At 45.1% G+C, this 24,995-nt stretch carries 24 protein-coding genes, 14 tRNA genes and 3 rRNA genes; 11 read left to right on the forward strand and 30 right to left on the reverse strand.

Annotated features, from left to right (window positions below; all coding sequences use genetic code 11):
* The 6 genes from CBX98_RS12855 to CBX98_RS12880 form a co-directional block, all read left to right on the forward strand.
* Nucleotides 1-95: ribosomal RNA gene (locus tag CBX98_RS12855) — 23S ribosomal RNA — on the forward strand; the annotation flags it as partial.
* A gap of 93 nt (nucleotides 96-188) precedes the next feature.
* A 5S ribosomal RNA gene (rrf, locus tag CBX98_RS12860) occupies nucleotides 189-305 on the forward strand.
* 101 nt (nucleotides 306-406) lie between these two features.
* Nucleotides 407-482: transfer RNA gene (locus tag CBX98_RS12865), tRNA-Thr, on the forward strand.
* 56 nt (nucleotides 483-538) lie between these two features.
* Nucleotides 539-655, forward strand: a 5S ribosomal RNA gene (gene rrf / locus CBX98_RS12870).
* Between the two features lie 46 nt (nucleotides 656-701).
* A tRNA-Asp gene (locus CBX98_RS12875) sits at nucleotides 702-778 on the forward strand.
* A gap of 574 nt (nucleotides 779-1,352) precedes the next feature.
* Nucleotides 1,353-2,789, forward strand: coding sequence for an NAD-dependent succinate-semialdehyde dehydrogenase (locus CBX98_RS12880; protein WP_172605966.1), 1,437 nt, complete (start codon nucleotides 1,353-1,355; stop codon nucleotides 2,787-2,789).
* A gap of 283 nt (nucleotides 2,790-3,072) precedes the next feature.
* On the opposite strand, the gene CBX98_RS12885 is transcribed toward CBX98_RS12880, so the two are convergent.
* From CBX98_RS12885 to mutY, 16 genes are all read right to left on the reverse strand, one after another.
* Nucleotides 3,073-3,148: transfer RNA gene (locus CBX98_RS12885), tRNA-Asn, on the reverse strand.
* 15 nt (nucleotides 3,149-3,163) lie between these two features.
* Nucleotides 3,164-3,239 (reverse strand) — tRNA-Thr (locus CBX98_RS12890).
* A 40-nt stretch (nucleotides 3,240-3,279) separates the two neighbouring features.
* Nucleotides 3,280-3,355 (reverse strand) — tRNA-Asn (locus tag CBX98_RS12895).
* 22 nt (nucleotides 3,356-3,377) lie between these two features.
* A tRNA-Thr gene (locus tag CBX98_RS12900) sits at nucleotides 3,378-3,453 on the reverse strand.
* Nucleotides 3,454-3,506: 53 nt separating this feature from the next.
* Nucleotides 3,507-3,582: transfer RNA gene (locus tag CBX98_RS12905), tRNA-Phe, on the reverse strand.
* A gap of 233 nt (nucleotides 3,583-3,815) precedes the next feature.
* Nucleotides 3,816-5,441 (reverse strand): methyl-accepting chemotaxis protein, encoded by a 1,626-nt coding sequence (locus CBX98_RS12910; protein ID WP_085342613.1) that lies wholly within the window; start codon nucleotides 5,439-5,441, stop codon nucleotides 3,816-3,818.
* A gap of 284 nt (nucleotides 5,442-5,725) precedes the next feature.
* Nucleotides 5,726-5,801: transfer RNA gene (locus CBX98_RS12915), tRNA-Asn, on the reverse strand.
* Between the two features lie 38 nt (nucleotides 5,802-5,839).
* Nucleotides 5,840-5,915 (reverse strand) — tRNA-Phe (locus tag CBX98_RS12920).
* A 7-nt stretch (nucleotides 5,916-5,922) separates the two neighbouring features.
* A tRNA-Thr gene (locus tag CBX98_RS12925) sits at nucleotides 5,923-5,998 on the reverse strand.
* Nucleotides 5,999-6,068: 70 nt separating this feature from the next.
* Nucleotides 6,069-6,144, reverse strand: a tRNA-Asn gene (locus tag CBX98_RS12930).
* A gap of 54 nt (nucleotides 6,145-6,198) precedes the next feature.
* Nucleotides 6,199-6,274 (reverse strand) — tRNA-Phe (locus CBX98_RS12935).
* Nucleotides 6,275-6,281: 7 nt separating this feature from the next.
* Nucleotides 6,282-6,357 (reverse strand) — tRNA-Thr (locus CBX98_RS12940).
* A 66-nt stretch (nucleotides 6,358-6,423) separates the two neighbouring features.
* A tRNA-Phe gene (locus CBX98_RS12945) sits at nucleotides 6,424-6,499 on the reverse strand.
* Between the two features lie 100 nt (nucleotides 6,500-6,599).
* On the reverse strand, nucleotides 6,600-7,739 hold the full coding sequence (gene mltC, locus CBX98_RS12950; protein WP_005393998.1) for a membrane-bound lytic murein transglycosylase MltC: 1,140 nt from the start codon (nucleotides 7,737-7,739) through the stop codon (nucleotides 6,600-6,602).
* Nucleotides 7,740-7,817: 78 nt separating this feature from the next.
* Complete coding sequence (locus CBX98_RS12955; RefSeq protein WP_005381002.1) at nucleotides 7,818-8,090, reverse strand: oxidative damage protection protein; 273 nt, start codon at nucleotides 8,088-8,090, stop codon at nucleotides 7,818-7,820.
* A 19-nt stretch (nucleotides 8,091-8,109) separates the two neighbouring features.
* Nucleotides 8,110-9,186 (reverse strand): A/G-specific adenine glycosylase, encoded by a 1,077-nt coding sequence (gene mutY / locus CBX98_RS12960; RefSeq protein ID WP_074191812.1) that lies wholly within the window; start codon nucleotides 9,184-9,186, stop codon nucleotides 8,110-8,112.
* Between the two features lie 203 nt (nucleotides 9,187-9,389).
* Here mutY and trmB point away from each other — a divergent pair, with 203 nt between their 5' ends.
* The 3 genes from trmB to glsB all read left to right on the forward strand — a co-directional run bounded on the left by trmB (nucleotide 9,390) and on the right by glsB (nucleotide 12,174).
* On the forward strand, nucleotides 9,390-10,109 hold the full coding sequence (trmB, locus tag CBX98_RS12965) for a tRNA (guanosine(46)-N7)-methyltransferase TrmB (RefSeq protein WP_006743099.1): 720 nt from the start codon (nucleotides 9,390-9,392) through the stop codon (nucleotides 10,107-10,109).
* A gap of 17 nt (nucleotides 10,110-10,126) precedes the next feature.
* Nucleotides 10,127-11,155 carry a DNA methylase gene (locus CBX98_RS12970; RefSeq protein ID WP_109169418.1) on the forward strand — a complete coding sequence of 343 codons (1,029 nt, stop codon included), beginning with the start codon at nucleotides 10,127-10,129 and terminating at the stop codon, nucleotides 11,153-11,155.
* Nucleotides 11,156-11,253: 98 nt separating this feature from the next.
* Nucleotides 11,254-12,174, forward strand: a complete 921-nt coding sequence (gene glsB / locus CBX98_RS12975; protein WP_005381007.1) for a glutaminase B — start codon at nucleotides 11,254-11,256, stop codon at nucleotides 12,172-12,174.
* A 60-nt stretch (nucleotides 12,175-12,234) separates the two neighbouring features.
* Here glsB and hemW read toward each other — a convergent pair whose 3' ends face one another.
* From hemW to CBX98_RS13010, 7 genes are all read right to left on the reverse strand, one after another.
* Nucleotides 12,235-13,413 (reverse strand): radical SAM family heme chaperone HemW, encoded by a 1,179-nt coding sequence (gene hemW, locus CBX98_RS12980; protein WP_109169420.1) that lies wholly within the window; start codon nucleotides 13,411-13,413, stop codon nucleotides 12,235-12,237.
* Nucleotides 13,414-13,431: 18 nt separating this feature from the next.
* On the reverse strand, nucleotides 13,432-14,034 hold the full coding sequence (locus CBX98_RS12985) for an XTP/dITP diphosphatase (protein ID WP_074191809.1): 603 nt from the start codon (nucleotides 14,032-14,034) through the stop codon (nucleotides 13,432-13,434).
* Between the two features lie 118 nt (nucleotides 14,035-14,152).
* Nucleotides 14,153-14,584 carry a DUF4426 domain-containing protein gene (locus tag CBX98_RS12990; protein WP_005393982.1) on the reverse strand — a complete coding sequence of 144 codons (432 nt, stop codon included), beginning with the start codon at nucleotides 14,582-14,584 and terminating at the stop codon, nucleotides 14,153-14,155.
* A 127-nt stretch (nucleotides 14,585-14,711) separates the two neighbouring features.
* On the reverse strand, nucleotides 14,712-15,002 hold the full coding sequence (gene yggU / locus CBX98_RS12995) for a DUF167 family protein YggU (RefSeq protein WP_005393980.1): 291 nt from the start codon (nucleotides 15,000-15,002) through the stop codon (nucleotides 14,712-14,714).
* The gene (locus CBX98_RS13000) at nucleotides 15,002-15,559 is read right to left on the reverse strand and encodes a YggT family protein (RefSeq protein ID WP_012841393.1); all 558 of its coding nucleotides are present in this window, start codon (nucleotides 15,557-15,559) and stop codon (nucleotides 15,002-15,004) included. The genes yggU and CBX98_RS13000 overlap by 1 nt, the downstream gene beginning before the upstream one ends.
* 52 nt (nucleotides 15,560-15,611) lie before the next feature.
* A complete protein-coding gene (gene proC, locus CBX98_RS13005) occupies nucleotides 15,612-16,430 on the reverse strand; it encodes a pyrroline-5-carboxylate reductase (RefSeq protein ID WP_109169422.1) in 819 nt (272 codons plus the stop codon).
* Nucleotides 16,431-16,587: 157 nt separating this feature from the next.
* Nucleotides 16,588-17,289 carry a YggS family pyridoxal phosphate-dependent enzyme gene (locus CBX98_RS13010; RefSeq protein WP_054575409.1) on the reverse strand — a complete coding sequence of 234 codons (702 nt, stop codon included), beginning with the start codon at nucleotides 17,287-17,289 and terminating at the stop codon, nucleotides 16,588-16,590.
* Nucleotides 17,290-17,317: 28 nt separating this feature from the next.
* Here CBX98_RS13010 and CBX98_RS13015 point away from each other — a divergent pair, with 28 nt between their 5' ends.
* Both CBX98_RS13015 and CBX98_RS13020 read left to right on the forward strand, forming a co-directional pair.
* Nucleotides 17,318-18,358: a type IV pilus twitching motility protein PilT gene (locus CBX98_RS13015; protein ID WP_005381015.1), complete on the forward strand. Its 1,041-nt coding sequence runs from the start codon at nucleotides 17,318-17,320 to the stop codon at nucleotides 18,356-18,358.
* A gap of 20 nt (nucleotides 18,359-18,378) precedes the next feature.
* Entirely contained in the window at nucleotides 18,379-19,485 is a 1,107-nt protein-coding gene (locus CBX98_RS13020; RefSeq protein ID WP_109169424.1) for a PilT/PilU family type 4a pilus ATPase, read from the forward strand.
* 61 nt (nucleotides 19,486-19,546) lie between these two features.
* Here the strand turns inward: CBX98_RS13020 and ruvX are convergent, their stop codons facing one another.
* The 7 genes from ruvX to CBX98_RS13055 form a co-directional block, all read right to left on the reverse strand.
* Nucleotides 19,547-19,972 (reverse strand): Holliday junction resolvase RuvX, encoded by a 426-nt coding sequence (gene ruvX, locus CBX98_RS13025; RefSeq protein WP_005381017.1) that lies wholly within the window; start codon nucleotides 19,970-19,972, stop codon nucleotides 19,547-19,549.
* 34 nt (nucleotides 19,973-20,006) lie between these two features.
* Nucleotides 20,007-20,570, reverse strand: a complete 564-nt coding sequence (locus CBX98_RS13030) for a YqgE/AlgH family protein (protein WP_109169645.1) — start codon at nucleotides 20,568-20,570, stop codon at nucleotides 20,007-20,009.
* 128 nt (nucleotides 20,571-20,698) lie between these two features.
* Nucleotides 20,699-21,649, reverse strand: coding sequence for a glutathione synthase (gene gshB, locus CBX98_RS13035; RefSeq protein WP_006743090.1), 951 nt, complete (start codon nucleotides 21,647-21,649; stop codon nucleotides 20,699-20,701).
* A gap of 13 nt (nucleotides 21,650-21,662) precedes the next feature.
* A complete protein-coding gene (gene rsmE / locus CBX98_RS13040; protein WP_005393970.1) occupies nucleotides 21,663-22,394 on the reverse strand; it encodes a 16S rRNA (uracil(1498)-N(3))-methyltransferase in 732 nt (243 codons plus the stop codon).
* Nucleotides 22,395-22,510: 116 nt separating this feature from the next.
* The gene (gene endA, locus CBX98_RS13045; RefSeq protein ID WP_109169425.1) at nucleotides 22,511-23,206 is read right to left on the reverse strand and encodes a deoxyribonuclease I; all 696 of its coding nucleotides are present in this window, start codon (nucleotides 23,204-23,206) and stop codon (nucleotides 22,511-22,513) included.
* A gap of 150 nt (nucleotides 23,207-23,356) precedes the next feature.
* Nucleotides 23,357-23,854, reverse strand: a complete 498-nt coding sequence (locus CBX98_RS13050; protein ID WP_005393961.1) for a SprT family zinc-dependent metalloprotease — start codon at nucleotides 23,852-23,854, stop codon at nucleotides 23,357-23,359.
* A gap of 68 nt (nucleotides 23,855-23,922) precedes the next feature.
* Complete coding sequence (locus tag CBX98_RS13055) at nucleotides 23,923-24,720, reverse strand: DUF2189 domain-containing protein (protein WP_005393959.1); 798 nt, start codon at nucleotides 24,718-24,720, stop codon at nucleotides 23,923-23,925.
* Nucleotides 24,721-24,995: the final 275 nt, after the last annotated feature.

Genomic DNA, 24,995 nt, shown 5'->3' on the forward strand with positions numbered 1-24,995 from the left:
AGGGTTGTCGTAGACTACGACGTTGATAGGCAGGGTGTGTAAGCGTTGTGAGGCGTTGAGCTAACCTGTACTAATTGCCCGTGAGGCTTAACCATACAACACCCAAGGGGTTTTGATGGACTCAATGAAAGAACATTGAATGTGTAAGAACGAGAATTAAAAAACAGCTTTCCAGATTAAAGAATTTGCTTGGCGACCATAGCGTTTTGGACCCACCTGATTTCCATGCCGAACTCAGAAGTGAAACGAAATAGCGCCGATGGTAGTGTGGGGCTTCCCCATGTGAGAGTAGGACATCGCCAGGCTTTAAATTTAGTGTTCTCCTTTTTTGAAAGGTGAAGACAAAAGTTAAGAGAGCCCGTTTGTAAAAGCGGGCTTTTTTAGTCCTTACGGACACAAATAATGTGCTGATATGGCTCAGTCGGTAGAGCGCATCCTTGGTAAGGATGAGGTCCCCAGTTCGATTCTGGGTATCAGCACCATTTATTGTTTGTTTTAGGCTTTAAATTAAAGCCTAAAACAAAACGTAAAGAATTTGCTTGGCGACCATAGCGTTTTGGACCCACCTGATTTCCATGCCGAACTCAGAAGTGAAACGAAATAGCGCCGATGGTAGTGTGGGGTTTCCCCATGTGAGAGTAGGACATCGCCAGGCTTTAAATTTTGGACACTTGCTGATTACAAGCGAGTGATACCACTGCGGAGTGGTAGTTCAGTTGGTTAGAATACCGGCCTGTCACGCCGGGGGTCGCGGGTTCGAGTCCCGTCCACTCCGCCATTTATATTAAGCCCCAGTCGAAAGACTGGGGCTTTTTCGTTAATGCAAGTATATTTCTCCCTTCGTTCGAATGAGTCCCGCGGAAAAGGCCAGTTAGTAGCCCAGAACCGCTGCCACTTATATTAAGCTTCACTTGAAAGAATAAGATTTTTGGTATCTGTAGTGCCAGCTTTACCCACAACCGAATTGCACAATTCTAGTTGAATGTAATCTTGCCCATATCTCTACAGATTCGAACCTTATAGTAAATGCTGGAGACTGATGAATCCGCATAAGCTAGCTCGTCGTCTGCACTCTGTCACTGCGTATTTCGTTAACGCTTTTCTCTAGCAAGGGGTTTCTACTGCTACTTCGCAAATATTCATCGTTCTAGTGTTCTGGATAGTCCCTAGGAGAATGGATTGCTGGAGTTTGTTACCGCTAGTCTGATTTAGTCATTGGAAGAGAATGAGCGTCTAGACTGTTAAGAGAATAAAGTCATTCGAACATTCATGTCTTTTAGAAAACTTTGTTTTCTTTGCTGATCTTGCTAGTAAAGATTAACCTAAGAGGAGTTCTCGTAGGAGTAAGTTTGATGATGCAACAAATAAAAAATGAAACCTTGAAATCCGTATTTAAACAATGGTCTTCCGAAGAGGGAATTGTGGTCATCAACCCTGCAACTGAGCAAGAGTTAGTTCGACTAAAGCCCAGTGCTCTTGAGGAATTAGATGACATTATTGGTAAGTGTAAAACCGAGCAAATTCGCTGGGCAAAGTTAAGTGCTAAAGAGCGCTCTCGTCGCTTGAAAAAGTGGTATCAATTACTCCTTGATAATGCAGAAGACATTGCCACAGTTATTACCTTAGAGCAGGGAAAACCATTAACCGAGAGTAAAGGGGAGGTGATGTATGGCGCCTCTTTTGTCGAGTGGTTTTCAGAAGAAGCCAAACGTGCTTATGGCGAAGTTATACCAGCCCCCACGACAGATCGACGTCTGTCTGCTATTCGCCAGCCTGTAGGGGTATGCGCTGCAATTACGCCGTGGAACTTCCCTATTGCGATGATTACAAGAAAAGCAGCACCAGCCCTGGCGGCAGGCTGTGGTATGCTGATTAAACCCTCTGAGCTTACCCCTCTTACTGCAATTGCTGTTGTTGAATTAGCTTATCAGGCAGGAATCCCAAAAGAACTGCTTCCTGTGGTGGTATCAGAGCAGGCAGCTGAGTTTGGCCTAGTACTAAGTACTGATCCTAGGATTAAGAAAGTTTCTTTTACGGGCTCTACGCGAGTCGGGAAGATTTTGATGAAACAAGCCAGTGACTCTGTCAAAGCGGTTTCGATGGAGTTAGGTGGTAATGCACCTTTTATTGTTTTTGAAGATGCAGATTTAGATGCGGCTGCGGAAGGGCTTGTCGCTTCGAAGTTTCGTAATGCAGGGCAAACATGTGTTTGTACCAATCGGCTGTATGTTCATGAAGGTGTAAAACAAGTTTTTATTGAAAAAGTATTGTCGAAGTTAAGCAAATTACAGCTTGGTAATGGTTTAGAGAAAGGTGTCACATTAGGCCCTGTTATTACGATGGCTTCTAAACATCGCCTAGAGGCGGTGATCGATCAAGCTGTACAAGAAGGGGCTTCTATTGCCAACTCTCCGCAGAGACGCCCTGGGCGCTTTATGGAGCCCGTTCTTTTGGATAGCGTCAAGCAACATATGTCGATTGTTCAGCAAGAGCTATTCGGGCCTGTATTACCTATTATTACCTTTGAGAATGATGAGCAAGTTCTAGGAATGGCGAATGACACAGAGTATGGTTTGGCTTGTTACTTCTACACGAATAACTTCAAGCGTATTGTTGCTTTCAGTGAAGGTCTGGAATACGGCATGGTTGGTGTCAATGAGGGGATTATTTCTACTGAGGTGGCCCCGTTTGGTGGAGTGAAAGAGTCAGGAGTTGGCCGAGAAGGTGCGAAACAAGGGCTCGATGAATATTTGGAGACAAAGTATATTTGTCTCGGTGGTTTAAGCTGAGTTGGTTGATTTAAGCAAAAAGCTGGGTTTTACCTGGCTTTTTTGATCTGGGAGATGTGTGCCACCCACTATGATTATTATTTATTGGTGAACATTGCTTATGGTGGGACTATCGATAGAAAGCAGAGTTGTTGGTGAGCAGATATTCCACTCTAAGTTAAGCGATGCCTTCAAGGTAATGATCTAAACTCTGATTTTCTTTCCTGAGTGACATGAGTAGAAAAGAGTTTGACTTTAAACCAATGCAAAAAAGCCGTATCAAGAGATACGGCTTTTTCTAATATGGCTCCTCCTACTGGACTCGAACCAGTGACCTGCGGATTAACAGTCCGTCGCTCTACCAACTGAGCTAAGGAGGAACAAATTTTAATAAGTGGTGCCGACTACCGGAATCGAACTGGTGACCTACTGATTACAAGTCAGTTGCTCTACCTACTGAGCTAAGTCGGCACATTTTCGTTAATAAGTAATCGACTTACTAACTGAAAAATGGCTCCTCCTACTGGACTCGAACCAGTGACCTGCGGATTAACAGTCCGTCGCTCTACCAACTGAGCTAAGGAGGAATTGTCTTTTTAAAAGAATAAATGGTGCCGACTACCGGAATCGAACTGGTGACCTACTGATTACAAGTCAGTTGCTCTACCTACTGAGCTAAGTCGGCACACTATATTCTTTAACTATTGTTCGTGCTAAGCACCAACAATTAATAAATTGTGGTGCCCGGAGGCGGAATCGAACCACCGACACGAGGATTTTCAATCCTCTGCTCTACCGACTGAGCTATCCGGGCGACGAGGTGTATTAAACGGTTTTTCGGCTCTTAGGTCAACCATAAAATTAAAATAAAATATCGTTTGATGAAAATGTGCTCGGAGTGGGCTGTTTTTATGCATTTTTGATACAAATCCACCATCAACTAAGCTTTCTTTAATGGAAAGATAGGAGTTTGAAAGTAGAGTAAATGGATAAAAACAAAAAAAGCACGCTTGAAAACGTGCTTTATACTAAACAATTGACTTTAACCTAGTGCTTTACAGAGAACTTGTTTACCCAACCTTCTAGCTCATCCGCCAGCGAAGCTAAACTTTGAGTGCTTGATTGACTCTCCGTTACCACAGAGTTGAGCTGGCTTCCGCTTTCCTCGATAAGATTTATGCGCAGCGCAATATCATCGCTAACCTGAGTTTGTTCGGCTGCTGCGGTCGCGATCTGCTGACTCATTGCGGTGATAGATTCTAAAGCCGTTACAATTTGCTGCAGAGCTTCAGAGGCATTCTTAGACTCTGTTACTGTGCCCTCACTGGTTTCTGCACACACTTCCATTGTGTGAATAGCGTTACGGGAACCTTCTTGCAGGTTGGAGATCATATGCTGAATCTCTTTAGTGCTATCTTGTGTTCGGCCTGCAAGGTTACGCACCTCGTCGGCAACAACGGCAAAGCCTCGACCTTGCTCTCCGGCACGTGCTGCTTCAATGGCAGCATTGAGTGCGAGTAAGTTTGTTTGCTCTGCAATATCGCCAATTACATCGAGCACTTTCACTATACTATTTACATCCTGATCTAGATCGGCGACCGCTTTACTTGCAGTATTTAATTGAGAAGCCAAACCTTGAATGTTTTCAACAGTACTGTGAATCAGCTTCTGAGTATGCTGACTTTGTTTATCGGCTTCGTCTGTGTTGTTTGCTGTATCACTTGCCGAGTTGGCAACATGGTTGGCTGAAGATGCCATTTCAGTCATCGCAGTGGCAATCATTGCTGTTGACTGCTGCTGAGATACGGTGAGATCGGCAATCGTATTTGAGCGAGATTCTACGGCAGATAACTCAGCGCGCAGTGCGTGCATGGATTTCTCAAGGTTTGTCACCATGGTGGCTAGTGATTGACTCATATCTTGCACCGCACGATAGATACTTCCTCTCGGCGCCACTGCATCAAAACTGGTCTGAATGTCGCCTTGTGCGACAGCTTGAACGGCTTTGCGCACATCGTTTGGCTCTCCACCAAGTAGATTGAGCATCTTGCGAATCGAGATTATCAGGCCACCGAGAATACTCCCCGCGATAACTAAACACAGTACAAGCTGCCATTGAGCGGTAGCCCAGAAGCGAGCATTCACCTCATTAAAGCCGATCCCTGTACCTACAACCCAGCCCCAATGTGGTGTTTTCTCGGCAATAGAGTGTTTTTCTTCAATGCTTCCGTCGGCCTGCTTTTGACTCCAAGTATATTCGATGATTTGACCTGTTTTGCGCCCCAAAACATCTAAGATAAGTTGGCCGACGCTGTTGCCATCTCCATCACGAAAGTCGTGAAAGCTTGTTCCATGTAATTGAGGGTCAAGCGGAGCTGCAACAAAAATCATGTTCTCATCTGCGACATAAACGTATTCGTTGTCTTTGTAGATATTATTACGGAGTAGGCGAGTGGCTAATGATTTCGCTTCGTCCTCTGGCATTTTGCCTTCGATAGCCATTTTTTCTACTTCGGTAAGAATGCTGTACGCACTTTTGAATAGCTCAGTAACCCGAGCTTTGTTATCAAGGTTACTTGCGACGCGAAGTGTCCATAAGCCCGTTGCGGTCAGTGCTAGGAGTGCTAGCAATATGATCGCAGATAATAAATAGGCTTGAGTTTTTAGTTTCATATTTAGCTCACAAATAAAGTGTCATCACTATGCAAGGCATAGCTAAAAGAAGAAATGTAATAACTCGGGCATCTTAGTGAAGATGAATATGAGCGCATACTAGTGCGTATTGAAATTATGATGAGGATTAAATTTTTAGCGTAAAATAAGTGTTTTTTAGAGATTGGGCTTAATATTTTGCGATGCTAGAAACAGAGAAACAGAGAAACAGAGAAACAAAGAAAATGAAATGAGCGTAGGGCAGATGCCAAAAAACCGCATCAAAAGATGCGGCTTTTTAAAAATGGCTCCTCCTACTGGACTCGAACCAGTGACCTGCGGATTAACAGTCCGTCGCTCTACCAACTGAGCTAAGGAGGAATTATTCGTGTATCGTGTTTAGCAATGACACCAAATAATGGTGCCTCGAGGCGGAATCGAACCACCGACACGAGGATTTTCAATCCTCTGCTCTACCGACTGAGCTATCGAGGCAAAAGAATGGTGCCGACTACCGGAATCGAACTGGTGACCTACTGATTACAAGTCAGTTGCTCTACCTACTGAGCTAAGTCGGCACACTTTATTCTTTTTAGAAGAGATGAACTCTTCGTTTTAAGAATCTCATTTTCATGAAATTCTTGAATTTGGCTCCTCCTACTGGACTCGAACCAGTGACCTGCGGATTAACAGTCCGTCGCTCTACCAACTGAGCTAAGGAGGAACTATCCTGTTTTGTGTCTTGCCAATGATTTAAATTAAGCAAGCGCACCAAATATGGTGCCTCGAGGCGGAATCGAACCACCGACACGAGGATTTTCAATCCTCTGCTCTACCGACTGAGCTATCGAGGCAAAAGAATGGTGCCGACTACCGGAATCGAACTGGTGACCTACTGATTACAAGTCAGTTGCTCTACCTACTGAGCTAAGTCGGCACACTTTATTCTTTGTGCTTTTGTCCGTGTTATAACATTTCGTTAAGACACCAACAAATCAAATTGTGGTGCCCGGAGGCGGAATCGAACCACCGACACGAGGATTTTCAATCCTCTGCTCTACCGACTGAGCTATCCGGGCAACGGAGCGCTATTAAACGGATTTTCCCGCTTTGCGTCAACCACTTTTTTTAAATAATTTCAAAAAAGTGCTTGTTCGAACGCTTTTTATTCAACTATCACTACAAAGTTTGCTTTGAGTTAAATTCCTTTTTGAAATTTGTAACTTTTTCTAGGTAACGACGTGCTTCTGCGTTCGGGTGTTTCTTAGTTAGTGCCCAATAAACTTGGTTGGGTTGCAACGAATTAAGATCTTGCATTGCGCGTTTGCGATCGCTGCGATGGAATGTGTTTAAAACACCTCCAGTACCGCCATTGTAAGCGGAAATCATACTGTACTCGAGAGAGGTAGGGTGATGGACTTCTCTTAAATAACGATTTTTTAAAATGTAGAAATACGCAGTACCGGTATCGATGTTGTTTTCTGGATTAAACAAATATTCAGGGCTTGGCTGGCCTGAGCGCTTTTTCACGAGCTTGAATACGTCTCGACCGGCGGTTTTAGGTACAACTTGCATTAAGCCATACGCATTTGCCCAACTTACTGCGTACGGGTTGAAGCTGCTCTCGGTTTTAATAATGGCGTATATCAAATCTTCTGGAATATCGTATTTTTTGGAAGCTCGGCGCACGATATCGGCGTATTGGTAGCTGCGTGTTGAAAAATGGTCTTCAACCATGGGGATTTCGACGTAATACGCTTTCTTGAAATCAACGTCTTTGGTCTTGATCTTGTTTGCGATGAGATACTCCGCAAATCGGTTTGCCCGCCAAGACCACTGAATTGGCTTATTGTCTTGATCGACAACTTGTTTATACAGAAATGGTTGCCCTTCTAACGTGATTCCTTTTGAGGAGAACAAGTCGACGTGAGCTGGATCGTCTGGCGTGAGTAAGGTAGTGACAATCGCCTCTTTGAGGTGCTTTTGGGGCTCGGTCGGTGATACGGTTTCAATCGTGATCACGCCTTTGCGAAAGTCGACTTCGGCACGGCTAAGGTAGTTATCGATATATTTGACGTAATTACTTTTGCCTGCGTACTTAATTTCTTTTTTACCCCAGCGCTTTTGAATATTACCAGAGAAACTATTGATCAGGGCATCCAACGCGGCGGTATCTTTTTCAAATTGTCCAGGTAGCTCAGCTAAGTTATTGGCAAAACGGTTTGTGGGCTCGTAGTTGACGTCATAAATCTTTTCGACGAATTCACGGCTACAGCCAGCCATTAAAAGTGCGGCAGCAATAAAGACAATTTTTTTCATAAGTATCAGGGCTATTGAAGGTAATAGAAAAATGACACCACAAGTGGTTGTGATGTCATTGTTTTAACTCAAGCAACTTTATTCGCTCGGCGGTGTGTAACCTTCGATATGAACGTCTTTTCCTTCAAAGAGGAAGTTTACCATTTCTGTTTCGATCAGTTTTCGGTGCTCTGGATCCATCATGTTGAGTTTCTTTTCGTTGATCAACATGGTTTGTTTGTGTTGCCACTGAGCCCACGCTTCTTTCGAGATGTTGTCGAAAATGCGTTTACCTAGTTCACCAGGGTAAAGTTGAAAGTCTAGACCTTCGCCTTCTTTTTTTAGTCGAGCACAAAATACAGTGCGGCTCATAATGACTCCTTGTATTCAATTAACGAAGTTCGTGGGGTAGCGCTTCCAGCAATAGTTTTACTGGCGCGGCTAAACCGACTTCTTCAGGTTTAGATAAGTTATACCAAAGACCTTTGTTGCCTTCCATTATCACGTCCGGTTGCTTTGATAAATCAATCAAAATTGGCGTGATATCGAGGTGGTAATGGCTAAAGGTATGGCGAAAGGTAATCAGTGTTTGCTGCTGCTTGATATTGCTGGCTTGAATGCCACGTTGATCCAGTAGCAATTCAATGTCGCTTTCTACATCCACATGTTCGGTTTGTGGGAAGCAAAATAAGCCACCCCAAATGCCTGTTTGTGGTCTTTGTTCTAACCACACTTCATGACCATTTTCGGTGTTGTGGTGAAGCATTACAAAACGAGTTTGCTTGATTGGCTTGTCTTTTTTCGGTTTTTTACCCGGGTAGTCGAGCACATTGCCTTGTTGTTTTGCCACACACAGATCCGCAACAGGGCAGAGGCTACATTTGGGTTTGCTGCGTGTGCAGACCATTGCGCCCATGTCCATCATTGCCTGGTTATACTTATCTACGTCCGTTTGTGGGGTATGCGTTTCGGCAATTTCCCACAGCTGGTTTTCAACCTTTTTTTGTCCTGGCCATCCTTCGACTGCGAAACAGCGGGATAGGGTGCGCTTCACGTTGCCATCAAGAATCGCATGTGGTTGTTTATACACAGACGATAAAACGGCGGCTGCGGTAGAGCGGCCAATCCCCGGTAAGGCGTTCATTTTCTCTATATCAAGAGGAAACTCACCATTGTATGTAGAGGCGACCTCTTGTGCTGCTTTGTGAAGGTTACGGGCTCGGGCGTAATACCCTAAGCCAGTCCAAAGGTGTAGGACTTCATCTTGCTCAGCATTGGCAAGATCGATAACGGTTGGAAAACGCTCCAAGAAACGTTGGTAATACGGAATAACCGTAGTGACCTGAGTTTGCTGAAGCATGATTTCAGACAACCAGACACTGTATGCGGTCTTATTTTGTTGCCACGGAAGATCTTTTCTTCCATATGCGTCATACCATTCTAGGATGGCATTGGCGAAAGGTGTCACGACTTGCTCTGTATTCTATTATTGGTTAGGTGCAAAATTGCACCACATAATGGGCAAGAAGTACAACGGATAAACAGTAGGGATATAAAGAGGTGTGCTATTGCTTTTGGGCTGCCATAGGCCAAGAGCTCAACAAATACTTGCACCTCAGTAAATTCTTTGGATAATCCCCGCTTTGATTAATCAATGTGCAGGCAAAATCAATGAGTGAAGTAACCACTAACGAATACAACGAAGACGGAAAGCTGATCCGCAAAATCCGCAGCTTTGTGCGCCGTGAAGGGCGTTTGACTAAAGGTCAAGAGAGCGCGATGAATGAATGCTGGCCAACGATGGGTATTGACTTCAAAGCTGAACTTCTCGATTGGAAAGAAGTGTTTGGTAACGACAACCCCGTTGTACTAGAGATCGGTTTTGGTATGGGTGCTTCATTGGTTGAAATGGCAAAGAATGCACCAGAGAAGAACTTCATTGGTATCGAAGTACACAGCCCGGGTGTTGGTGCTTGTCTTGCGGATGCGCGTGAGGCGGGAGTTACTAACCTGCGTGTGATGTGCCATGACGCAGTGGAAGTGTTTGAGCATATGATTCCAAACGGCAGCCTATCGACACTGCAGTTGTTCTTCCCAGACCCTTGGCACAAGAAACGTCACCACAAGCGTCGCATCGTTCAATTAGGTTTTGCTGAAATGGTTCGTGAGAAGCTGATCCCTAATGAAGGTATTTTCCACATGGCGACAGACTGGGAAAACTACGCAGAGCACATGATTGAAGTTATGAACCAAGCGCCAGGCTTCGAAAACATTGCTAAAGATGGTGATTTCGTTCCTCGTCCAGACGACCGTCCTTTAACGAAGTTTGAAGCTCGTGGTCACCGTCTTGGTCACGGTGTGTGGGATATCAAATATAAGCGTATCGCGTAACTAGAGGAGTTCATGGGATGTACCATTACGCGATATTAGCGAATCCGGGTCATAACCGAATTTACTTTGATAGCGCAATGACCATTGCCTGTTCAGAGCTAAAAGCAATTTTAGCTTCACAAGGCGTGGATGTGACAGAAATTGGTAGTAAAGAGGTTGGCTTACCTGCAGCGTTGGTGTTTTCTTGTCAGGAAGCTCTGAGCGATGAGCAGACGCGAAGAATCGCAGCCTCTTCGATTTACTATGCACTATTTGAAGTGCGCGAAGATGGTTTACTTCGACCAATTCAAGCGTCAGCGTTCAATACTTTCCCGGAAAGAATGAGTCAGATTCTGCGTTATACCGGGAAAACAAACGAGCAGTTTACTCGCTTGATGGTGAATATCGGCATTAGTGCGTCCAATACGGGAAGTGAGCAGCTGACCTTGATGGATCCAATGTGTGGTAAAGGTACAACCTTGTTTGAAGGCTTGATCCATGGTTTGAACGTGGTGGGGGTAGAGATCAATGCCAAGTGGGTGCAAGAGATCCAGACCTTTATCGTTAAGTTCATGAAGAATGGCCGCTTTAAGCACAAAGTGAGCAAAGAAAAGCGCACAGCGGGTGGCAAGAAAGTGGCGGATGGTTTCGTGGTTGAAGCTGCAGCAAATAAAGAAGATTACAACCAAGGCAATCTTCAGTTTATGAAGCTGTATTCGGCTGATACTCGTATCGCTGATCAAGTCGTGAAAAAGAACTCAGTTGATGTGATGGTGTCTGACTTGCCTTATGGTGTGCAGCACGGCAGCAAAAATGCCAAGGACAGCAAACTGAACCGGAGCCCACTAGAGCTTTTAAAAGAGGCTCTGCCTGCATGGAAAGTGGTACTGAAAAAACAAGGTTCAGTGGTGTTGTCTTTCAATGAATTTACATTGAAATGGAAAGACGTCGCGGCATTATTTGAAGAGCAAGGTTGGAAGGTACTTTCAGAAGAGCCTTACATCGGTTATCTTCACCGTGTTGATCAATCTATCAACCGCAATATTATTGTGGCAGTAAAACCATAATCGACTTGAGTCGAACGAACCCTATGGAAAAGCCAACGACACGTTGGCTTTTTTTACCTCTGAGCTCAACGAGTTCTCTTGTAAATAGAAGGTAGAGAATGAAACCGACAGTGGAAATTTTGACAGATATTTTGGCGGAAGTGCGCCCTTTAATCGGCCAAGGTAAAGTGGCTGATTACATTCCTGCTCTGGCAAAAGTACCCAGCAACAAGTTAGGTATTGCGGTATACACCAACGAAGGTGAGGTTATCAAGGCGGGCGATGCCGATGAACCTTTCTCTATCCAATCTATTTCAAAAGCATTGAGCTTGACGTTAGCGATGTGCTTGTACAAGCAAGAAGAAATTTGGTCTCGAGTGGGAAAAGAGCCTTCGGGGCAGGCATTTAATTCGCTAATCCAGCTAGAAATGGAGCAAGGTATTCCTCGCAACCCTTTTATTAATGCTGGAGCGATAGTTGTGGCGGATCTGTTGCAAACTCGCTTATCTGCACCTCGTCAGCGCCTATTGGAATTTGTACGTCAGCTTTCTGGTGATACTCATATTGTGTATGACAAAGTCGTCGCGGCATCCGAAATGATGCATGGTGATCGTAATGCGGCGATTGCATATCTCATGCGTTCGTTTGGCAACTTCGAAAATGAAGTGATTCCAGTACTACAAAACTACTTCCACGCTTGTGCGCTGAAGATGAGTTGCGTCGATTTGGCTAAAACGTTTAGCTATTTAGCAAACAAGGGCACATCGGTACAAACGGGTAAGCCTGTAGTTTCTCCTGTGCAAACCAAACAACTTAATGCACTGTTAGCAACGTGTGGCCTGTATGATGGCGCGGGCGAGTTTGCTTATCGCGTTGGTATGCCTGGTAAGTCTGGTGTCGGTGGTGGCATTATCGCGGTAGTACCTGGCGAAATGACCATCTCAGTATGGTCTCCAGAGCTTGATCCTTCAGGTAATTCGCTTGCGGGTACTAAGGCGCTTGAACTGCTCTCAGAGCGAATTGGCCGTTCGATTTTCTAATGTTGAATGTTCTATATAAAAAGCCTCTCAATTGAGAGGCTTTTTTGTTTTTGGGCTGCGTTACTCTTCGCTTTCTTCGGCCATAAAGGCTTCGAGCAAGTCATTAAGGAAGAGCTTCCCTTTTTCAGTAATTTGCCAATGAGTGGCGGTTTCACTCAAGTAGCCCATTTCTAACGCCCAATCAATAGTTTCTTGAATCGTACTGAGCGGCAAGCCTGTGGTGTCCACGTAATCTTGCTTCGGGCATGCTTCCATTAAGCGGAATCGGTTCATAAAGAACTCGAATGGACGGTCTTCATCCGCGACGACATGTTCTGTATGCAGATAAGGTTTGACCATATTTTGATAAGCCGCTAAATAGCCACGCGGGTGTTTTACCTTTGTCGTTCGAATAATACGCCCGTCGGTAAAACTGAGTTTGCCATGAGAGCCACAACCAATACCAAGGTAATCGCCAAAGCGCCAGTAGTTGAGGTTGTGCTGACACTGATAGCCCGGCTTGCTGTAACCCGAAATTTCATATTGCACATAACCCGCGGCTGCAAGTTTTTGGTGTCCGAGCTCGAAAATATCCCACAAGTCATCATCGTCAGGTAGCGTTGGTGGCTTGTAGTAAAACATGGTGTTTGGTTCGATGGTCAGCTGATACCAAGACAAGTGCGGCGGTGCCAACTCAATCGCTTTGTCCAAATCTGCCAAGGCTTGTTCGATGCTTTGATCAGGTAAGCCGTGCATGAGATCGAGGTTAAAGCTGTTCAAACCGATTTGGTGCGCCAGCTTAGCAGCATTGACGGCTTCGTCTTGGCCGTGAATGCGCCCCAAACGCTCAAGCTTCTGCTGCTCAAAGCTTTGTACGCCGATAGAGATACGCGTTACACCAGCTTTGCGGTAGCCAACAAAACGCTCTGCTTCGATGGTGCCTGGATTCGCTTCCATGGTGATTTCGATTTCAGGCTTGAACGGAATACGCGCTTCAATGCCCTTAAGTAGACGCTCGATGCCTTCTGCCGAAATCAAACTCGGCGTACCACCACCAATGAAGATTGAATGCAGTGGACGTGGCATTTCGTTAAGGCGGTATTTCTGAATGTCAGTATCTAAATCTTCTAGAAGAGCACTGATGTACTCTTCTTCTGGAATCTCGGTTTTGAGCGCGTGAGAGTTAAAGTCGCAATACGGGCACTTTTGTACACACCAAGGGATGTGTACATACAAGCTGAGTGTTGGGGGCGTTAACATGGTCTAATTCGCTCGTGATTACTGAGACACTTGCTCAGACAGTTGAGCAAACAACGACTTGAGCGCTTTACCGCGGTGAGACAGTTGTTTTTTACGTGCAGGTTCAAGTTCGGCTGACGCACAGTTGTTTTCAGGAACAAAGAAGATTGGGTCGTAGCCAAAGCCATTTTCACCGTGTGCTTCAGTTAGAATGCGGCCTTCCCATTTTCCGTGGCAGACGATAGGCGTTGGGTCGTTCTCGTGGCGCATGAGGACTAATACGCAGTGGAAACGTGCTGTACGTTCTGCTTCTGGTACGCCTTCCATTGCCGCTAGCAATTTTTCTAGATTCTCTTGATCAGATGCGTTCTCGCCTGCGTAACGTGCAGAGTAAATGCCCGGAGCGCCTTTTAAGAAATCGACTTCTAAGCCAGAGTCATCTGCAATCGCAGGAAGCCCTGTTTCTTGTGCGGCATGGCGAGCTTTGATGATCGCGTTTTCAATGAAGGTTGTACCCGTTTCTGCTACTTCCGATACATTGAATTCACTTTGCGCTAATACTTCAAAACCGAAGTCAGACAATAAATCTGCCATTTCACGAACTTTGCCTTGGTTACCGGTTGCTAGCACAATTTTTTTCATGGGAATCTCTTTTAATAGTGATAGAGGAGAACAAATCGTTCTCCTCTAGATATTCTTTAACTAATAAGTGGTTTTTAGCCTGCTTAGATCCAAAAGCTTTTGGATCATCACAACCCAATTACTCTTCAACATAAAACTTCTGGGTGAATTTAAGCTTACCTGAGCCTTTGTTTCCAGCTTTTACGTCAATATCGAAAGTAAAAGTTTCTTCGTGGGTAATTGGTAGTTCGGCTAAATAGTATATCGCATTGCCTTCTTTGACTTCACGAAAGGACAAGGTCTGAGTTTGGCCGATGAGGTTTTTCGCGCGTCCAGCAATTTTTGCTTCTAATGCAGGTTTACCCAATGAAGCTCTATCTAGCACGCTAATATTAACCACAGCGAGGTATCCATTACGCTTGATATCGTAGCTACGTGCGACTTTCGGTGTTAAGAATGTCGAGTTAAACGCGACATAGTGTACTTCGATATCTTTCATATTTTTAAACTGATCGGCGAAGCTTGGTAACGACAATAGGCTGATCAGTAATGCGGTAATCCATTTGCTCATTGTTACTTCCTCAAAGCACTTGTTATAAAACAACCATAGCCGCAATTTTACCTTGGTCACGGGGTAAAAATGCGAACTCAGTCATTGGTACTAGTAAGTGTGGTACAAAATTGTAAATAAAAAGCCATCATAAGATGGCTTTAATTTCTGTCGGTATCTGGGTAGGTGATTCTATCCGAATTTGTTTGTGCCGTCCTAATTCACCTTTTTCTATGTGAACCAAACCCTTAGCGATTTTAAACTGCTTGGCTAAGAACTTAGTTAGGTGCGCATTAGCTTTGCCATCGACAGGTGGAGCAGTAATGGCGATTTTGAGCTCTTCACCATGCAAGCCAACGATTTTATCGCGGCTTGCTTTAGGTTGAATATAGAGCTTTAGGATGATGTCCTCGCCATCTTGCCAAACTGCGGCTGACATTATAATTGGAACCAAATTGGACCAATGATATCACCCATCAAGAAGTTCGCGAACTGCAAGCCGATAAACAGCACCAGTACGCTCAAATCAAGACCACCAATAGCCGGAATAATACGACGGATTGGTGCGCACATTGGCTCGGTTAATTGATGGAATACGTACTCGATAGGACTGCGACCTTGGCTTACCCAGCTCAAAATTGCACGGATCAATAGTACCCAGAACAGCAGACCTCCAGCGGCTTTGATTAATGATAACAAGCCTAAGAACAAGAAATCAGCGCTGAAAGAGACGGAACCGTTCGAAGCTATCAGGATCAGAACGACAAATTTAAGCACACACAACACGTAGGCAAACAACACGGTTGCTAGGTCAATATTCCCCACGGAAGGGATAATGCGGCGCAGTGGACCAATGACCGGTTGAGTCGCTTTTACTATGAATTGCGAGAATGGGTTGTAGAAGTCTGCGCGTGCAGCTTGCAACCAAATTCGCAAAATTACGACCATGATGTACAGGTCAAATAGGGTTGAGATGAGAAAACTCATTGAATTCATAAGGTACCCTTAACAAGTGATGGATGATACTAAACGGAGTTCATCCAAATAATTAAAACAGTTTTTCCATTTCTTCCGCGCGAGCCACAGCAGCTTGCATGGCTTTAGCAACAATATCTGAAAGTTGATGTTCGTTGAATGTACGCAGTGCTTCTGCCGTTGTCCCACCTTTCGATGTCACGTTCTCACGCAGGGTCGATAGCTCAGTTTCTGGGTTGCTAACCACCATACTGGCCGCGCCCAATGCAGCTTGCTGAACCAATAGTCGAGCGGTGTCTTTATCAAAGCCTTGAGCAATCGCTTCTGCTTGCATTGCCTCCATAAACAGGAAGAAGTATGCCGGAGCACTGCCCGCTGCTGCAATCACATTATTGATACCAGACTCTCGCTCAACCCAGCATACCTTACCGACCGCTTCCATTAACTCTGCGGCAAAAGCTTTGTCTTGCTCAGTTACATGGGCTGGTGCGAATAAACCACTCATGCCCAACCCAAGTTGTGATGGCGTATTTGGCATAACACGAACCAAGTTCAATTTGGTGGCTAGCATATCATCCAATCGTGAACAGTTGATGCCAGCGGCAATAGAAATCACCAGTTTATTAGTGAAATCGATCGCTTGCAGTGGTTTACAAACATCCGCCATCATTTGCGGTTTCACAGACAATACCACCACATCCGCTTCGGTCGCCGCTTGGATGTTATCGCTGGTGGTACGGATGCCAAAATCTTGTTCTAGCGGAAGACGGCGAGCCTCTGAAGGCGCTGTCGCGGTAATGTTCTGCGCTGGGTATCCGTTAGCAACCAAGCCAGAAACAATGGCTCTCACCATGTTGCCAGCACCAATGAAGGCGATTTTTTTATGTTCCATTTGTCTGATTTCCATCATGATATTTAGAGTTTGTTGTGCGCTCAGGTGTATAATGGCGCCGCTGTTACTTACTGCTCCTATTGGCGAGTAAGATGATTGCGCGATTTACTCTTTAATTTAACGACGAATTTATGTCGCTAGTGAGCGTTTTGTTGATTTAGCTGTAGTCTCGTGCGCCGAAAATAGCGGTTCCAATACGAACCATTGTACTACCAGCTTCGATTGCAGCGGTCATATCACCACTCATTCCCATTGATAATGTATCGATTTCTGGGAACTGAGCTTCGAGTGTTTGCTTCAATGTGGCCAACTTCTGAAACTCATGAAGTTGTGATTCGTAGTCAGACACGTTGGCAGGAATCGACATCAACCCTCTTAAAGTGAGGTTGGGTAGGCGAGAAATCAACTCCGCCAGCTCGAATACTTCCGCTTCGGTGACACCAGACTTAGATGCTTCACCACTGGTGTTAACCTGAATCAGAACTTGTAGCGGTTTAAGTTCGCTGGGACGTTGATCATTCAGGCGTTGAGCAATCTTGGTTCGATCGATGGTGTGAACCCAATCGAAATGTTCAGCAACAAGTCGCGATTTATTCGACTGAATCGGGCCAATGAAGTGCCATTCGATTCGATTATCTGGATAATGCTCGGCAAAGTGCTGAACTTTACTGACGCCCTCTTGGACGTAGTTTTCACCAAAGGCGGTTTGTCCCGCTTGGTAGGCTTCGAGAATTGCCTCGACAGGTTTAGTTTTGCTTACCGCTAGAAGTTGCACTGACTCTGGAGTTCGACCACATTTTTGCTCGTCATATCGAATTTGAGAGGTGATATGTTCAATATTTTGTTGAATACTACTCATAGCTGTACTTTAGACTTAAGGATTTTAAATGGATATCACTGAGTTACTGGATTTTAGTGTAAAACATAATGCCTCGGATCTACATCTTTCTGCAGGTGTCCCACCAATGGTTCGTATTGATGGGGATGTGAGAAAACTAGGCATTCCAGCGTTTACACACCAAGAAGTGCATCGTTTGGTTTTCGAAATCATGAACGATGCCCAACGCAGTGAGTTCGAAGAAAAACTCGAAGTCGACTTCTCTTTTGAGTTGCATAACGTTGGTCGTTTCCGTGTCAACGCTTTCAACCAATCTCGTGGCTGTGCGGCAGTATTCCGTACCATTCCAAGTAGCATTCCAACTTTGGAAGAGCTGGAAGCTCCCGAGATCTTCAAAAAAATTGCGAACGCTGAAAAAGGCTTAGTTCTGGTTACTGGCCCAACAGGTTCTGGTAAATCGACGACCTTAGCAGCCATTGTTGACTACATTAACCGTAATCACAACAAGCACGTACTCACAATTGAAGATCCGATTGAATTTGTTCACAACAACAATAAATGTTTGATCAACCAGCGTGAAGTACACCGTGATACGCACAGTTTCCAAAACGCACTGCGCAGCGCATTACGTGAAGACCCGGATGTCATTCTGGTTGGTGAGATGCGTGACAAAGAAACCATCAGTCTTGCGTTAACGGCGGCGGAAACGGGGCACTTAGTGTTCGGCACGTTACACACCAGCTCGGCGGCAAAAACCATTGACCGTATTATCGATGTGTTCCCTGGCAGCGATAAAGACATGGTGCGCTCGATGCTTTCTGAATCCCTTCGTTCGGTTATCGCACAAAAATTATTGAAACGTAATGGTGGTGGCCGTATTGCATGCCATGAAATCATGATGGCAACGCCTGCGATTCGTAACTTGATCCGTGAAGACAAAGTCGCGCAGATGTATTCGATCATTCAAACTGGTGCGGCTCACGGCATGCAAACCATGGAGCAAAATGCTCGTCAGTTAATGGCACAAGGTATGGTCGCTCGTGAAGAGGTCGATAGTAAGATCGGGTTAGAAGTGCAGCAATTCTCGTAATACGTAGGTGAACACGGAAGATGGATCTAAATAAATTTCTCGAAGGTATGCTGGCGCTGAAAGCGTCGGATCTTTACATCACGGTTGGTGCGCCAATTTTGTTTCGCGTGGATGGCGAATTGCGACCACAGGGTGAAAAACTTACCGAGAGTGATGTCGCGGCATTACTCGACAGCGCTATGGAGCCAGATCGGCGTCAGGAATTTCGTAAAAGTCGTGAGTCGAATTTTGCCATTGTGAGAGATTGTGGCCGCTTCCGTGTTAGTGCCTTTTTTCAACGGGAATTACCGGGTGCGGTGATTCGTCGTATTGAAACCAATATTCCCACCTTTGAGCAATTAAAGTTACCGTTAGTGTTGCAAGATTTAGCGATAGCCAAGCGTGGTTTGGTGCTGGTGGTTGGTGCTACTGGGTCAGGTAAATCCACCACAATGGCGGCAATGACGGGCTATCGAAACAGAAACAAGACGGGACACATTTTGACGGTCGAAGATCCGATCGAATTCGTGCATGAGCACAAGCGCTGTATCGTGACTCAACGCGAAGTTGGGTTAGATACGGAAAGCTATGAAGTTGCGCTTAAAAACTCGCTGCGCCAAGCGCCAGATATGATTTTGATTGGAGAGATCCGTAGCCGTGAAACAATGGAATACGCGATGACATTCGCTGAAACAGGCCATTTGTGTATGGCAACTTTGCACGCCAACAACGCCAACCAAGCCTTAGAGCGCATTCTTCACTTGGTACCGAAAGATCAAAAAGAACAATTCTTGTTTGATTTGTCGATGAACCTAAAAGGTGTGGTTGGTCAGCAGCTGATCCGAGACAAAAATGGGCAGGGGCGTCATGGTGTATTTGAGATCTTGCTAAATAGCCCACGAGTATCTGATTTGATCCGTCGCGGAGATTTGCATGAGTTGAAGTCAACCATGGCTCGCTCAAATGAGTTTGGTATGCTGACGTTCGATCAATCTCTTTATAAGTTGGTGATGCAAGGTAAGATCAGCGAAGAGGATGCGCTGCACAGTGCCGACTCGGCGAATGATCTGCGCTTGATGTTGAAAACGCAGCGTGGTGAAGCATTCTCTACGGGCAGTTTGGCGAACGTTAAGATCGATATGGATTAATCCAATCCAGAAACAAAAAAGGTTGGCAGAAGCCAACCTTTTTTCATTGTGCTTGAAGTTTTTACTCACCCCAGAGGGCTTCAAACCAGCTTTCTAGAATCACCACCGCTGACTGGCAGTCCACATTCCCTTTCGATAGGGCTTTGTAGCCGCCCATGCTGAACAACTCCGCACGAGCTTCTGCTGTAGATAAACGCTCATCATGCAGTTCAACAGGTAAGCCGTATCGGCCTTGCAGACGCTTAGCAAATTTTCGTGCACGAGGGGTTATGGTCTCAAGGTCTTTGCCATGAAGATCAGTTGGTAAACCGACCACTAGCAAATCTGGCTGCCACTCTTTGATTTGCTTTTCGATATCGTCCCAATTTGGAATACCGTCATTGGCTTTAAAGGCTTTTAATGGGGAAGCTGTACCAGTAATTTCTTGGCCAATAGCGCTACCAATGCTTTTGGTTCCAAAGTCAAAAGCCATAATTGTGCGTGACATAAGGTGTCTCTATCTAATGTAACTGTATTTCGGACTAAGCATGTCCAGAGTCTGCTGAAAGGTGACTTGGGTCGATGCCCAGCTTTTCGACCGCTTTCTTCCAACGCTCGTTGATTGGTGTATTAAAGATAATTTCAGGCGTCGCTTCAATGGTGAGCCAAGAGTTTTCGACCAGCTCATTTTCTAATTGGCCTGCACTCCAACCTGAGTAGCCAAGTGCCACTAAGTAATCACTTGGTTCTGCTTCTGTTCCTAACACCGAAAGAATATCACGTGAAGTGGTTACAGCGAGATCATCAGTCATTTGGATGCTGGACTCGTAGTAATCTTTAGGTTTATGCAGAATAAAACCACGATCTTCCGAGATTGGGCCGCCATTGTAGACTGGTCTATCTAGGCTGGCTTCAAATAGGCGCGGGTGTACTGGCTGAACTTCCACCTGCTTGAGCATGTTGCCGACGGTGATATCAACAGGAGCATTGATCATCAACCCCATAGCGCCGTCTTCGTTGTGCTCACAAACGTAGATCACGCTGTTTTGAAAGTACGGATCTTTCATCCCAGGCATGGCAACTAAAAAGTGATTTGTGAGATTCATACTCATATTGACCCTTAACTCTCGTAAATGCCCCTAAGCAAACATCATACAGTTTACCATCTAGGTATGTGCATGAGTTTGCTTAAGTTAATGTACTACGCTCTCTATTAACTGTAATACAGTTTGAGTTATTCGCCTTTTACTCGACGCTCAATCGCATCCATCAGTTTGCCAGTGATTGAGATGTCAAAAGCCGCTTCAATTTCGCGAATACAGGTTGGGCTGGTGACGTTGATTTCCGTTAGCTTGTCGCCAATTACGTCAAGGCCAACAAAGATAAGGCCTTTTTCTTTCAGTGTAGGAGCCACAGTTTGAGCAATCTTAATATCGGTCTCGCTTAGTGGTCGAGCCTCACCTGTGCCACCAGCTGCAAGGTTACCGCGCGTTTCACCTTTTGCAGGAATACGAGCTAGACAGTAAGGCATTGGTTCACCATCTACGACTAAGATACGTTTGTCACCGTTGCTGATATCTGGCACGAAGGTTTGCGCCATTGCGTAGTTTTGACCGTGGTTGGTCAGTGTCTCGATGATTACAGAGACGTTAGGGTCGTTTTCTTTTACGCGAAAGATAGATGCGCCGCCCATACCATCAAGCGGTTTTAGGATGACATCACCATGTTTTTCACGAAACTCTTTAATTTTTTCTGCTTTTCGCGTCACGATTGTCGTTGGTGTCAGCTCAGGGAACCACGCTGTAAACAGTTTTTCATTACAATCACGTAGACTTTGAGGTTTGTTAACGATCAGTGCACCTTGTTCTTCTGCACGCTCAAGGATGTAAGTCGCGTAGATGTATTCTGTGTCAAACGGAGGATCTTTACGCATTAGTACAGCGTCTAGTTCAGACAGTTCGATCGTTTGCTCTGATTTGAACTCGTACCAGCCGTTTGGATCTTCTTTTAGTTCCACCACTTTAGTATCTGCAATGGCAACGCCTTGATCGAGATGCAGATCATTCATTTCCATGTAGTGGATTTCATAGCCGCGTCGTTGCGCTTCAAGCATCATGGCAAAGCTAGAGTCTTTTTTGATGTTAATGGACGAAATTGGGTCCATCACAATGCCGAGTTTGATCATTATTTTTCTCCGTTTAACCAAGATCGCCGAAACGAACTTGTAAGGCTGTAATTGCTGTCAGAGCCGCTGTTTCGGTGCGCAGAACGCGAGGGCCGAGTAGCGTTTCTTCAAATTGATATTCTCGAGTCATCTCGATCTCTTCAGACGATAAACCGCCTTCAGGGCCGATCAGTAGGCGCACTTTCTCAACAGGTGTTGGCAGTGTGTTGATTGAGTAGTTAGCACGAGGATGAAGATTGAGCTTTAAGCCATCGTACTCTTCTTTACACCACTCTTCCAAGCTCATAATTGGACGAATTTCTGGAACGACATTGCGTCCACACTGCTCACAGGCACTGATGGCGATTTTTTGCCATTGCGCGAGTTTTTTCTCAAAGCGCTTTTGGTCAAGCTTGACGCCACAACGTTCGGAAATCAGAGGTGTGATGGTATTGACGCCAAGTTCCACTGACTTTTGGATAGTGAACTCCATCTTATCGCCACGTGAAATAACTTGACCAAGGTGCAGGTCTAAAGGGGATTCAATACTGTTTTCTACACGCTCGGTAATGTTAACCAAAACCGTCTTTTTGCTGACTTCACTGATAACCGCTGGGAATTCTGCGCCGCTGCCGTCAAATAGGAGAACGTCTTGGCCTTCTTTCATGCGCAGAACACGGCCGATATGGCCTGCTGCGTCGTCACTTAAAGCAAGTGAGCCAAGTTGATGAATGGTTTCTGGATGATAAATTCGAGGGATACGCATGAGATTTCCAGCAAGAGAATAAACTTAAACCCTAACATGGATGCTTTCCACCGAAAAAACAAGGGGCAAGAAGCGTTTCAATATCAGTTATTGAAACGCTTCAAGATAGAGGAGTACTAGAGTGCGCGACAGGCTTTTTGAACAAATGGGTTATGATTGCCTTGTACTTTGGCAATGCGCTCGTCACGCTCACATTCCCATTTATCGACTGGGTAGGTTTTGTTCCAAGCACTCATCAACTGCGTTTGCTGTTTTGATAATTTAAAGCCGTACTCTTTGCTCATGTATAGGTAGGTACGAGCAATCGAACCTCGAGCACGGTCTGGTGGCATGACTTTACGCTGCTTAAAGTTCACTTGCATATCACAGCGACCATAACTCACGCCATCGATACCGTTCCATTGGCTAAAGTTGTAGTTCGAACGGTCACCGTTTACTTCACCAATGGCAGGGGTTAGGTTGTGCAGGTCTGCTTCCATCAAGCGAAAGGTTTTGTCTTTTTTCTTGCAGTTTTTACGTCCGCCATCTTGCCAGCATTGACGCTGGTGGCCAAATTGCCACGCAGGTACAACGTGCTCCCATTCGATTCGTGCGGCCCGCTTTTCCTGTTTACGGACTTGGTAACCGCAAGAGGCTAAATCTGGGGAGCCTTTTTTGCCTTGCCATTGAATGTTGCAGCCACAGTAAAAGCTCGTTGGATGGTCTTGATAAATTTTTACCGCCTCACGTTTGGCGGCAGAGAATGAACTTGGTGGCGCGGCAACCGCAGTGCTAGAAAGCGCGATAAGTAACAGAGAGAATAGGTATTTCATGATTAAAGTCTTTATAAAGTATGACTTTATTCATGATAACACGCATAAAATGGCTTTAGTGATGAGTAAGTTAACAATAAGTGGCGAAGGGAAGGTTTTGATAAACTCGATCTTTATTTTGGGAACGCAAGTAACACTATGAGATATAGATTACGATAACTGAACGCCCGTGAAGTTAAGTGGTTGGCGGCATTTTTGACAAGAGTACGTCGCCTCTTTGCGCAGCACTTTATTATGACGGCGAATCGATAGAGGGTAGGTCATACAGCCACAACGATACTCAAAGGTTTTACCTTGAACGGATTTTACTTCAAAGCTGTGAGTGGTTTTGGCGGGCACTTTAAATACGGCTTCCATGACACCTTGCCATTCTTTGCCGTGAGGCCTAACTCGTCCGTAAACCTGATAAGTAATCAGGTGTGCCACCTCGTGAGGAATGACTTCATCTAAGAATTCTTGGGTGTTTTCGCGAAATAAAACGGGATTCAGGCGCACTTGATTCAATTGAAGGTAGGCTTTTCCTGCCGCTTTCCCGCGGACGTTGAAGGTGATTGTTGGAATAGGGAAAGAACGTTTGAAAGCTTGCTCTGCCATCGCGATGCAGTCCGCCATCACTTGCTTGGCTTTATAGCTTAGTTCTATATCCACAATTCACCTCGATAAATCAAATAAAAAAGCCCCCGCATTTGCGAGGGCCAGATCATAGCATCAGTTAATTATGGTGTGTGTTTTTTCTTGATGGTGGCATGGTAAGCATGCCATGTACCGTAGCCTAGAATTGGCATGGTAAACAACATTCCGATCCCGTAGGTCGCAAAGCCGATAAGAATACCGCCGCAGATGATCGCCGCCCAAACAATCATCGCTGGAATGTTGGATTTCACGGCATTAAAGCTGGTAAATACAGCGGTCATCATGTCTACGCGACGCTCCATCATAAGCGGAATAGAAAAGGCTGAAATGCTAAACACCACACAAGCCAAAACAAATCCAACTAAAGATCCTATCACAAGGAAGGGTAGGAACTCACTTAAAGATGCCCCTTGAACAGAAGGGTAAAGCGCATGAAGTAGAGCGGCAATACGCATCCAAAATATCATACACACTGCGAGTAACACGGCGAATGCCCATTGAGATGTTGAATTACGACCGATCGCTTTCATTGAATGGAACAAGCTTGCTTTGTGTCCGCGCTCTCTCTCCCAACTGGCATCATACAAGCCGAGCGCGAGAAACGGACCGATTAACATGTAAACAATCAAACTGGGCATGACGACCAAGTGTGTGCCTTGCCACTGAACGAGCAAAACAATGCCTATGGCAGCTGCCATAAAACAGATGCCATAGAAAGCACTAATAAGCGGCATTCGCACGAAATCATGCAGACCTAATGCGAGCCAATGAAAAGGTGCAGAAAGATTGACCGTATTGCACGGTATGGTTCTGGCGTATTCGTTATCTGGCACTTCCTTTCGCTTGTTGTGGAAGTCCGATGGATTAACAGTTCGAGGCATAACTCCTCCTTGATTTATTCCCACATTATCCGCTTATACCAACTGACAGCGGTTTTTGTTCAGTCAAACTTGAAGCGACTTTTTCAAGCTTACTTCTGAGCATTGGCTTAGTTTGGTATCGGCCATAAAGATGCCTGACTCGTGTCTTTATTAAGTGTTGCTGCCACAGTCGCCAGCATCCGACGTCTCTATTTAAATTGGAATTAACAATATTTTAACTATTGGCGGAGATGGGATAATTTACAAATAATTGCTGAAAATTTATTCGGTATAAA

It is taken from the genome of Vibrio sp. T9, from assembly GCF_003123985.1.
Taxonomy (GTDB): Bacteria; Pseudomonadota; Gammaproteobacteria; order Enterobacterales; family Vibrionaceae; genus Vibrio; species Vibrio diabolicus.

Coding starts and splice junctions, on each gene's coding strand:
- hemW (WP_109169420.1), bottom strand. CDS start 13,413: ATGTTAACGCCCCCAACACTCAGCTTGTATGTACACATCCCTTGGTGT.
- CBX98_RS13055 (WP_005393959.1), bottom strand. CDS start 24,720: ATGCCTCGAACTGTTAATCCATCGGACTTCCACAACAAGCGAAAGGAA.
- CBX98_RS13015 (WP_005381015.1), top strand. CDS start 17,318: ATGGATATCACTGAGTTACTGGATTTTAGTGTAAAACATAATGCCTCG.
- gshB (WP_006743090.1), bottom strand. CDS start 21,649: ATGATCAAACTCGGCATTGTGATGGACCCAATTTCGTCCATTAACATC.
- endA (WP_109169425.1), bottom strand. CDS start 23,206: ATGAAATACCTATTCTCTCTGTTACTTATCGCGCTTTCTAGCACTGCG.
- CBX98_RS12910 (WP_085342613.1), bottom strand. CDS start 5,441: ATGAAACTAAAAACTCAAGCCTATTTATTATCTGCGATCATATTGCTA.
- rsmE (WP_005393970.1), bottom strand. CDS start 22,394: ATGCGTATCCCTCGAATTTATCATCCAGAAACCATTCATCAACTTGGC.
- ruvX (WP_005381017.1), bottom strand. CDS start 19,972: ATGTCACGCACAATTATGGCTTTTGACTTTGGAACCAAAAGCATTGGT.
- proC (WP_109169422.1), bottom strand. CDS start 16,430: ATGGAACATAAAAAAATCGCCTTCATTGGTGCTGGCAACATGGTGAGA.
- mltC (WP_005393998.1), bottom strand. CDS start 7,739: ATGAAAAAAATTGTCTTTATTGCTGCCGCACTTTTAATGGCTGGCTGT.
- glsB (WP_005381007.1), top strand. CDS start 11,254: ATGAAACCGACAGTGGAAATTTTGACAGATATTTTGGCGGAAGTGCGC.
- CBX98_RS12990 (WP_005393982.1), bottom strand. CDS start 14,584: ATGAGCAAATGGATTACCGCATTACTGATCAGCCTATTGTCGTTACCA.
- yggU (WP_005393980.1), bottom strand. CDS start 15,002: ATGTCAGCCGCAGTTTGGCAAGATGGCGAGGACATCATCCTAAAGCTC.
- CBX98_RS13010 (WP_054575409.1), bottom strand. CDS start 17,289: ATGAGTAGTATTCAACAAAATATTGAACATATCACCTCTCAAATTCGA.
- CBX98_RS13020 (WP_109169424.1), top strand. CDS start 18,379: ATGGATCTAAATAAATTTCTCGAAGGTATGCTGGCGCTGAAAGCGTCG.
- CBX98_RS13000 (WP_012841393.1), bottom strand. CDS start 15,559: ATGAATTCAATGAGTTTTCTCATCTCAACCCTATTTGACCTGTACATC.
- CBX98_RS12880 (WP_172605966.1), top strand. CDS start 1,353: ATGATGCAACAAATAAAAAATGAAACCTTGAAATCCGTATTTAAACAA.
- CBX98_RS13030 (WP_109169645.1), bottom strand. CDS start 20,570: ATGAATCTCACAAATCACTTTTTAGTTGCCATGCCTGGGATGAAAGAT.
- trmB (WP_006743099.1), top strand. CDS start 9,390: ATGAGTGAAGTAACCACTAACGAATACAACGAAGACGGAAAGCTGATC.
- CBX98_RS12955 (WP_005381002.1), bottom strand. CDS start 8,090: ATGAGCCGCACTGTATTTTGTGCTCGACTAAAAAAAGAAGGCGAAGGT.
- CBX98_RS12985 (WP_074191809.1), bottom strand. CDS start 14,034: ATGAAAAAAATTGTGCTAGCAACCGGTAACCAAGGCAAAGTTCGTGAA.
- CBX98_RS12970 (WP_109169418.1), top strand. CDS start 10,127: ATGTACCATTACGCGATATTAGCGAATCCGGGTCATAACCGAATTTAC.